Origin of the sequence: Prevotella vespertina (genome assembly GCF_009728485.1) — a bacterium.
Classification (GTDB): Bacteria; Bacteroidota; Bacteroidia; order Bacteroidales; family Bacteroidaceae; genus Prevotella; species Prevotella vespertina.
The window spans coordinates 1-8,674 of sequence record NZ_VVIQ01000020.1; the positions used below are offsets into that span (position 1 = coordinate 1).

The 8,674-nt window shown below is 40.1% G+C and carries 8 protein-coding genes and 1 pseudogene; 7 read left to right on the forward strand and 2 right to left on the reverse strand.

The annotated features are described in order from the left end of the window. Nucleotides 1-1,204 (reverse strand): annotated as a pseudogene (locus F0475_RS11595) (VapE domain-containing protein); the annotation flags it as partial. Nucleotides 1,205-1,581: 377 nt separating this feature from the next. Here F0475_RS11595 and F0475_RS11600 point away from each other — a divergent pair. From F0475_RS11600 to F0475_RS11610, 3 genes are all read left to right on the forward strand, one after another. Beyond that, the gene (locus F0475_RS11600) at nucleotides 1,582-1,884 is read left to right on the forward strand and encodes a helix-turn-helix domain-containing protein (protein ID WP_155716756.1); all 303 of its coding nucleotides are present in this window, start codon (nucleotides 1,582-1,584) and stop codon (nucleotides 1,882-1,884) included. Nucleotides 1,885-1,895: 11 nt separating this feature from the next. Next, on the forward strand, nucleotides 1,896-2,186 hold the full coding sequence (locus tag F0475_RS11605) for a helix-turn-helix domain-containing protein (protein ID WP_155716757.1): 291 nt from the start codon (nucleotides 1,896-1,898) through the stop codon (nucleotides 2,184-2,186). Nucleotides 2,187-2,313: 127 nt separating this feature from the next. Beyond that, complete coding sequence (locus tag F0475_RS11610) at nucleotides 2,314-3,063, forward strand: ThiF family adenylyltransferase (protein ID WP_155716758.1); 750 nt, start codon at nucleotides 2,314-2,316, stop codon at nucleotides 3,061-3,063. A 10-nt stretch (nucleotides 3,064-3,073) separates the two neighbouring features. On the opposite strand, the gene F0475_RS11615 is transcribed toward F0475_RS11610, so the two are convergent. Beyond that, nucleotides 3,074-3,829: a helix-turn-helix domain-containing protein gene (locus tag F0475_RS11615; protein ID WP_155716759.1), complete on the reverse strand. Its 756-nt coding sequence runs from the start codon at nucleotides 3,827-3,829 to the stop codon at nucleotides 3,074-3,076. 335 nt (nucleotides 3,830-4,164) lie between these two features. Here F0475_RS11615 and F0475_RS11620 point away from each other — a divergent pair, with 335 nt between their 5' ends. The 4 genes from F0475_RS11620 (at nucleotide 4,165) to F0475_RS11635 (ending at nucleotide 8,414) form a co-directional block, all read left to right on the forward strand. Continuing rightward, nucleotides 4,165-5,091 (forward strand): IS982 family transposase, encoded by a 927-nt coding sequence (locus tag F0475_RS11620; protein WP_155716760.1) that lies wholly within the window; start codon nucleotides 4,165-4,167, stop codon nucleotides 5,089-5,091. 23 nt (nucleotides 5,092-5,114) lie between these two features. Further along, entirely contained in the window at nucleotides 5,115-5,702 is a 588-nt protein-coding gene (locus F0475_RS11625; RefSeq protein WP_155716761.1) for a hypothetical protein, read from the forward strand. A gap of 178 nt (nucleotides 5,703-5,880) precedes the next feature. Continuing rightward, nucleotides 5,881-8,175: a TonB-dependent receptor gene (locus tag F0475_RS11630; RefSeq protein ID WP_234423009.1), complete on the forward strand. Its 2,295-nt coding sequence runs from the start codon at nucleotides 5,881-5,883 to the stop codon at nucleotides 8,173-8,175. 83 nt (nucleotides 8,176-8,258) lie between these two features. Next, nucleotides 8,259-8,414 carry a hypothetical protein gene (locus F0475_RS11635; protein ID WP_155716763.1) on the forward strand — a complete coding sequence of 52 codons (156 nt, stop codon included), beginning with the start codon at nucleotides 8,259-8,261 and terminating at the stop codon, nucleotides 8,412-8,414. The last annotated feature ends 260 nt before the right edge of the window (nucleotides 8,415-8,674 follow it).

Consider the following 8,674-nt stretch of genomic DNA (forward strand, 5'->3'; position numbering starts at 1 on the left):
TGGCAACAAGTGGCTGGTGGGTATAAATACCCAGATAGGTAAGTATCTCCGTAGTGGTCATTAACGAATATCTTTCATCCTCCGTTGGCTTTTCAAAACAACGCAACAAAAGCTCCATCTCTGCAGTCTGTACTTGAAAGTCTTCACTCTCCCTATATAGCTCGGCTATCTCATCATCGTCAAACCAATAACGAAAGCCTGACTTTAACAGGGCTTTGGCTTCCGCATAGACATTGCCCATCGAGATAGCTTTTGCTCTCTCAATATCTATGGAAAGCACTTCAAAGGGCAGGAAGCGTCTGCTGCCTGTAGGGTCTGTAAGAAAGTCATTGCCGTTCACCGATGCCACGAAGCTTGCCAAGTGGGGATGCTCCTCTACATACTTGTCATACGGCATACGGTACTTGACCATCGGACAGGTAATGAGGTTTCTCAGCTCGTTCTCATCCCGTTTGTTGAGGGCTTTGAGTTGATCGTCGATGTTTATGATGAGGTTTTGCCCTATATAGGTGAGCGTGTCCTTCTCCTGCGGATATATCTTGCCAGTGTAGCTATAGCCATGCAATGCAGGTGGGCAGAGCAAATCCAAGAATGTAGTTTTGAACTTGCCCTGCTCACCTGTCAACACAAGGCAGGTGTGGTTACGGCACTCACGGTCGTCCATTGCGTTGGCGACCACTGCCACGAGCCACTTGGTGAGGTACGGCAGCCACTTGTCAGAGTTGCGCACGACCACGCAACTTGCCAAGTGGGGAATAGCTTTCAGTGAAAAGGAAGGATTACTGCTTATATCCACCGATGGCAACCTTTTGAAATACTCCTGTATGGGATTGACACGTGGAGAGAAGCTACTTTCTATAATGGAATAGAGGTTGTCAGAAGATGTAATAATCCCCACATCGTTGTCAAGTTCCCTGCGGAGCGTGTTAATTTCATAGCGACCCACCTTTGTGAAATCGCTGCTATTCATTCTGCGGTATTCGGTTCATCCCAATACCGTGTTGTATCTGAACTCATAGCGAGAGGAGAGATAGGTTTCTATCTCACCATTTTTGGAGGAAGTCTTCCTTTGCTTGGACGTATTATTTTCACCCACTGAATTGCCTTTATCTGCATTCTTCTTCATTATATGCTTAGTTTGGTTTCCGAGAGTGAAGTTATGAAGAGAACTGGAAAGTTCCAAGCATTCAGGGAGTGCTTGCATAATGTTGCGTACATTGGCTATGAATTTCTCACGGATTTCTGACAGGAAACTGTCGGGAAACAAGGATTTAAGCCCCAAACAAGAGGACAAGTGTGTAAAGGATGCAAGAAAGGCAGGTGCTAGTTTGCTACAATACGAATCGTATTGCGTCGGCTAAAAGGATATGATAAAATGGAGTTAAAGAGACAAAGAAAGAGAGCGACAATCCTTTTGCCATTTCCATGTTTTTCCCTCTATTTCCCTACTGTTCCCTCGTGCTTTGAAGTATGGCAAACACTCTCTACTTTTGCAGGCAGAAATATGCGGTGAAACGCAAGACGGACAAAGGTTTTATTAAACCAATAAGACAGAAATACAAACAAAACAATAATAAAACTATGGGATATTTTATCATTACGGATTCAAATTGGGCAAAGCTAAGGAAGGAGATACTCAGTCTTGCCGAGACCTGCCACAAGGCATTCGGAGAACAGAGCAGACACACCGATTGGCTGCACAATGGTGATGTGTGCAAGTTGCTTAATATCAGCAAGCGTACCTTGCAGCACTATCGGGACACGGGTGTGCTGCCTTTCTCGCAAATCGGGCATAAGTGCTATTACAAGCGTGAGGACGTGGAGAGGTTGCTCCAAACCAAAATAAAGAAATCGAAAGCGGAGAAAAATAAATTCAACAAATAAACATGAAGAATATGGAACAGGTAAGAGATTTGAACATGGAGGTGGACGATATGCAGGTGGTGCTGTCCGCTATCAGCGGAGTAAGCAAGAGAATTAAGGAAGTAGCACAGACACACAAGCCACTGTTTGGTGGAGAACATTTCCTCACAGGTAAAGAGGTATGCGAGCGGTTGTATATCAGTCCACGCACCTTACAGGATTATCGGAATAGGAAGATTATACCCTATACACAGTTCGCAGGAAAGATACTCTATAAGGCTTCGGATTTGGAAAGGTTGTTGGAGGATAACTATAAGGAGTAGCAAACATGTTATCTTCTGAATATGTTATAAAATCTAAAATAATCAACAATGTGATTGATTATTACACTTTTGTGTAATGCATATATGCTTTATTACATCTACTTTTGCCTAAAATCATTATTTTATTATGGAAGAAAGATACAGCAGAAACAGGCTCTATGTGAGCGAAAGAGAACAAAGCATCATCAAGGATTATAAGATATTCCTTGGTGGTGCTGGTATTGGCAGCATTATCGCTGAATGCGCTTTAAGATTTGGTTTCGAACATATCACTATTGTTGATGGAGACAAGGTGGAGGAAAGCAACCTTAATAGGCAGAACTATACAGAGAATGACATTGGCAGATACAAGGCGAAATGTTTGGCTGAGCGTTTGCTAAGCATCAATCCTGATGCACAGATAGATTTCCATACAGAGTTTTTGACTTCTGATAACATCGAAGAGATGCTGAATGAGCATGATGTAGCCATCAATGCATTGGACTTTAAGGATAAAACTCCATTCGTCTTTGATGAAATATGCAAAGAAAGAAAAATCCCAGTACTGCACCCATACAACTTTGGTTGGGCTGGCTTTGTTACGATTGTAGACCCATTGGGGCACTCCTTGTCAGAACTGACGGAAGAGCCTAAAGGGTTTGAGTTGAAAGTGGCTGAATATGTTACCGGACACGGGGCTTTTTGGAATCAACCAAAAGAGTGGTTAGACAAAATTGTAACCCAATATAAAAAAGAAAGCGAAATGCTACCACCTCCACAACTGTCCATAGCATCATGGATTGCAGCAGGCTTGTGTACAACGGCAATGTACAATCTTGCTACAGGAAAACCTGTGAACTATTTTCCTAAATTCTATCTCTCTTCACTTTTGCCTTAAGTTGTTATTTTCAGAAGAGTTTGTTTAAGGTAGCTCTTGAAATAGCTTCGGTGATATTCGCCACGCCTAATTTGTCAAAGGCGTGGCGTTTGTAGGTTTTGATAGAATCTAACGAGCGGCACATTCTGTCCGCAATTTCCGTCATGGTAAGCCCTGCTGCCGACAACCGTAGCACTTCAAGTTCTTCTTCTTTTAAAGATATTCCTTCACACTCCTTCCATCGATGCCCTTCGAAAGAATATTTCCAATAATTGTGGAGTCCTTTCTTGTGAAACTCTACATGTCCCACTGTTTTATGTGAAGATAGTGATACGACACACATTCCTATCCATATCTTGCCTTCATCTGTCAATAGAATGGGAGTAAGCTGGTGATTAATCAACTTACTTTTTGTTCCACTCTTCAGATGAAAATGATATGACATGGAACATTGGTATTTATCAACATTGTCGAACGTATCAAAGAACTTAAAACCACTTCTGTTCAACTCAACAAGCATTTTTTGCTCGTCTTCTGGTACATATTTCAAATAAAAACTATACCCCAATTCCTTCACCTCCTTTGCCGTATGACCACAAAGGAACAAAGGATTATCTGATACATAAAGAAACTCCTGCTTATAATAGTCTATCAGATAAATGCTCTGATAGGTTACACGTGCAAAGGACTCTACTGTATGAATCAATGTTGACAATACATTTGAATCGTAATCTGGTGCATTACGCACGGTGTTCGATGCTATAAAGAAATCTTTTATGTCTGTCATATATGCTAAACGTGCTAAAGCTCTCTGATATATTTCACTACAAAAGTACATTTTTAATGCGAAATACCGCAAAGAGATTACACAAAAGTGTAAAAAACAAAGAGAGAGAAGCCAAATTACACAAAAGTGTAATAGGTGATATTTGGATAAGAAGTATTTTTGCCATATAAATCAAGAAACAAAAAGCATTATGGAAAAACAGATTGCAACATTTAAGGATTACGCTATATTCATACGCGAGTTCGGGATAAGAAAAGGCTTGAAAAAGTTGGTAATCTCGTCAAAAATTCGTATCTTTATAGGTGAAAATCAATAGATTACAAGATTTTTGAACGATGATTACCAAGGACAAAGTTACTGAAATTTTCTGTATAATCGACGAGTTTGATAAGAATTTGAGTGCCGAATTAGCGAAAAACCTGCGTCTACCGTCCCATAACAGTGACGGCAAACGCTACCGAAACCGCAAGGGCAGACTCTCGGAAAGTGAGATTATGACCATTTTGGTATGCTATCATTTCGGCGCATATCGCAATTTCAAGGAGTATTATTTGAATTGGGTCAAAGGGGTGATGCGTCAGGATTTTCCCGACGCGGTTTCCTATAACCGCTTCGTTGAACTCATGCCAAGAGTGTTCTTTAAGATGATGCTGTTCATGAAGCTCTATGCCTTCGGCAAGTGTACGGGTATAACATTCGTTGACAGCACAATGATACCCGTATGTCACAATGTACGACGATATTACAACAAAGTCTTTGCCGGCCTCGCCAAGGACGGAAAGGGTACCATGGGCTGGTGTCATGGATTCAAGCTGCACCTGCTATGCAATGATTCTGGTGAAGTGATAACGTTCTGTCTTACAGGAGCAAATGTGGATGACAGAGATAGCAGGGTATGGACGGTATTTGCAAAGGTCTTATTTGGGAAGATCTTTGCTGATAGAGGGTACATCAAGCAGGAACTCTTTGATAGTCTGTTCAGTCAAGGTATCCAACTCGTTCATGGGCTCAAGGCTAAGATGAAGAACAAACTGATGCCTATGTGGGACAAGATTATGCTGAGGAAAAGATACATTATCGAGTGCATTAACGAACTACTCAAGAACAAAGCCAACCTTGTTCACTCAAGACACCGCTCGATACACAACTTTATCATGAACTTGTGTTCTGCCCTTACAGCATACTGCTTCTTTGAGAACAAGCCAGAGGCACTGCCAGTGTATGTGGAAAAATCAAGGCACTTGGAACTTTTTTCATACTAAACTTATCCCGAACTCAAGTATTCATGGCAGACAAAACGAGTCTGTTGGAAATAGCACAGTTTGTGGTCAAGGAAAATTACTCCCATCACTTATCTTCATTTACAGAGGAAGAGATAAACAAAGATATCAAATCTGTGCTTGAAGAAGAGGAATATCTGTATGATAACAAATCTCGCATCTATATTGCAAGGGACTATTTGGGGAAAATGATTGGCTGCATCAGGAGTTTTCATTGGGATAAACACAAGACTCTTCCTATTGAAAAAATATATGGGATAAACCCACTAAATGCTATTCACCAGGAAAGTAAATATAGTTTTTGGCATATCGGACGCTTTGCCGTTGCAAAGGATTCGGGAATATCAACATTGACATTGTTCAAGCGATTGATGGCATTAGCAGTAAAGCCGATAGTTGAGGACAAGTACAGCTATATGATTGCAGAGATTGACAGCAAACTATTGAAAGTAATGAAGGTGTTGGGATTTGGTACACGTCAAATCGGAAAATCCATTGACTACCTGACATCTGAGACCGTTCCAGTATGCTCCAGTAAAAGAGGTATTATGGGGTTCTTTTCCAAATATGGTGAACTTTGCAAGGCAGCATGATTACACTTTTGTGTAATATTTCAGACAACAAACTTAGAATTACACTTTTGTGTAGTGAAAAGATTTGGAGAAACCAATACATTTGCAACATCGAAAGACAAGAAAAGTTGTCGGCATATCATGATGTTGACTCCAAAATGATAATAAGACAATACATATAATAAATAATATAATGTTTATGAAAAAGAAAATTCTCACGTTGCTCATGTCTGGCTGCTATGGTATTCTTGCTGCACAAACTACGGGAACGGTAGTAGATGAAAACAAGCAACCATTACCAGCTGCAACGGTTTCGTTGTTTCGTGAAAGCGAAAATAAGATGATTAGTGGAGTGGTAACTGATATTAATGGAGGCTTTGAGCTGAATACGCATGAGGGAGAGAACTATAGAATAAGGATATCCTTTGTAGGGTATTCTACACAGGAAATTAAATGCCAAAACATTTCTAAGCATTTATCGGTGGGCACAATAGTGTTGGAGCCAGAGAGTAAGCAACTTAATGACGTGACCGTGACAGCCAACAACGTAATACAAAAAGTTGACCGACAAATTATTATCCCTAATCTGCTTCAGCAAAAAACATCAAGCAATGGCTTAAGTTTGTTGCAGCATCTTCAGCTATCACGCATTTCAGTAAATACTCTCGACAGTAAGGTGACTACCACAATGGGGGATGCAGTAGAGTTGCGTATTAATGGTGTAAAGGCAGAGATACAGGAGGTGAAGGCTCTCTTGCCGGCAGATGTGTTGAAAATAGAATATCATGATAACCCTGGTTTACGATATGGAAATGTAGCTGCCGTAATTGATATTATCTTAAAGGAAAAGAAGAATGGAGGAAGTATCTCTGGAGAGTTTATGAACACTATCAATCCCTTAGGTATAGGAGATTATCAGTTATCGGGGAATTATCATGTAGGTAAGTCAAGCTTCAAGGCGTCTGTAAACTGGAATCGACGTGATGTAAACTGGTTACGTGAAAACATGGAGGCTTTCCATGCAACGCCCCCCAGTATCAACAACTATGAGATAGGGCAAAAGACAAAGGCACAATATGATAACATCAATCTATCCATAGGATACGATTACATAAATAGCGGAAACATATTGAGTGTTACTTTTCGTGATTTATATAACAATACGCCTCATGCGGTATCTGATAGAAATTCCAAACTTATTCAGGATAGCAACACATTCGATATCAAGGACCGCACCAAGTCAAGGAGTAACAATCCATCGTTAGATATTTATTATCAGCATGAGTTTTCCAAGGATAAGCATCTTTTCTTTGACCTGATAGGAACATATATCAATACTAAAAACGACCGTTTATATCGCCAATCTCTGGGGAATGCTGTGCAGGAAATAACTTCCCATGTTGATGGTAATAAATATTCGGCTATAGCTGAAGTTATTTACGAGCAGAAAATCAAGGATTCGCGGTTGTCATTCGGTCTGCGACATCAGCAGATGTACACAAAAAACGCATATGATGGAAACACATCCTCAAGCGTAAAGATGAATACAGCTGAGAGTTATGCTTTTGGAGAATGGGCTTCAACGTTAGGAAAGTTGGATTATATGGTAGGTGTTGGTGTTATGAGAACTTATGCCAGCCAAGAAAATGCAAAACAGGTAAAATATATATTTCGCCCGACTATTCAGCTGGGATACCGTTTCAACAATTATCTGTCAATACGCTACAAAGCCTACATGGGAGGGTACGCACCCTCACTTGCCGAATTAAGCGATGTTGAACAGCACATAGACATTTACCAAATACGCCGTGGAAATCCTAATCTACAGGCGGTCAGATTTTTCTCTAATGAACTGTCAATTAGCGTAGGAACAAAGTATATTAGTGCAGAATGGTTTACCCGTTACAGCTATGACGACAAGCCATATATGGAAGAAACGACCTATTCGAATGGGTTCTATATTAGGAGTTATGCCAATCAAAGAGGCTTCCATCGTCTGAACTCTCAAATAAACCTAAAAGTACAACCTTGGAAGGATTATATATCCATTCAATTAACCCCATTTGTTAATCGCTATATCAGCAATGGCAATACTTATACGCATACACATACTAACTGGGGCTTGCGTGCCAACTTAATGGGAATGTACAAGAATTGGTATGTAGGCGCCAATCTTGAGACAAGTTTTCATAGACTGTGGGGGGAGACACTTAACAAAGATGAGAAATCACATAGTATAGTCTTTGGGTACAATAGGGAAAAATGGGGTGTAGAACTCCAGTTGCAGAACATCTTCAGTTCACGTTATGAAATGTCAGTAGAAAATCTTTCCCACCTTGCTCCTTACAATCAAATGGTATGGTCGAGAAATCTATGTAAAGTTTTCGGCATAGACTTTCATTTCAACCTGAACTTTGGAAAGCATGGCTCTGAGGTGAACAAACGTATTCATAACTCTGATACTGATGCAGGCATTGTGCCAACAACGAAGTAGTAGATAAATAAAAATTCACGTACAGATAAAGAGGATGTCGAAAATCTTTAAAAGAGTAGACGTTATTAAATACTTTTAGCCTTATGGCAGAAATTAATTTAAAAAAGCTCCTTAATGAGTCCATGTTGAAAGAAATCGATCAAGATTGCATTATTTTGAACGAAGAGCAGGCCGACGAATTATACGGAGGAGCTGAATGGGGTTACTATGGTAACTGTTCATTCGGTAATTGTCACTAAGACAGTTACAAAATGAGTATTAGGGGATGCTAACTCAGGAGCGTGAGTTTTACTCCGACAATAGCATTCCCTTTTTTCTAATATTATAACATAGAAAATGGAAAATAAACTTAAACTCTCAGCATATTTATTTAACCTCAAATCCGCAACTAAGCCCTTGAAGGTTCTTATTGCGTTTACACGTCCTCTCATTACTGAATTTGCAGATAATTTGAACTTGAAGCACCCACTTCTGCCTACAATATCCCCTTACCCCACAA

What these genes read in the sequence shown, in the direction of transcription:
- F0475_RS11600 (WP_155716756.1), top strand. Translation starts at nt 1,582, where the DNA reads ATGGGATATTTTATCATTACGGATTCAAATTGGGCAAAGCTAAGGAAG.
- F0475_RS11605 (WP_155716757.1), top strand. Translation starts at nt 1,896, where the DNA reads ATGGAACAGGTAAGAGATTTGAACATGGAGGTGGACGATATGCAGGTG.
- F0475_RS11610 (WP_155716758.1), top strand. Translation starts at nt 2,314, where the DNA reads ATGGAAGAAAGATACAGCAGAAACAGGCTCTATGTGAGCGAAAGAGAA.
- F0475_RS11615 (WP_155716759.1), bottom strand. Translation starts at nt 3,829, where the DNA reads ATGACAGACATAAAAGATTTCTTTATAGCATCGAACACCGTGCGTAAT.
- F0475_RS11620 (WP_155716760.1), top strand. Translation starts at nt 4,165, where the DNA reads ATGATTACCAAGGACAAAGTTACTGAAATTTTCTGTATAATCGACGAG.
- F0475_RS11625 (WP_155716761.1), top strand. Translation starts at nt 5,115, where the DNA reads ATGGCAGACAAAACGAGTCTGTTGGAAATAGCACAGTTTGTGGTCAAG.
- F0475_RS11630 (WP_234423009.1), top strand. Translation starts at nt 5,881, where the DNA reads ATGAAAAAGAAAATTCTCACGTTGCTCATGTCTGGCTGCTATGGTATT.
- F0475_RS11635 (WP_155716763.1), top strand. Translation starts at nt 8,259, where the DNA reads ATGGCAGAAATTAATTTAAAAAAGCTCCTTAATGAGTCCATGTTGAAA.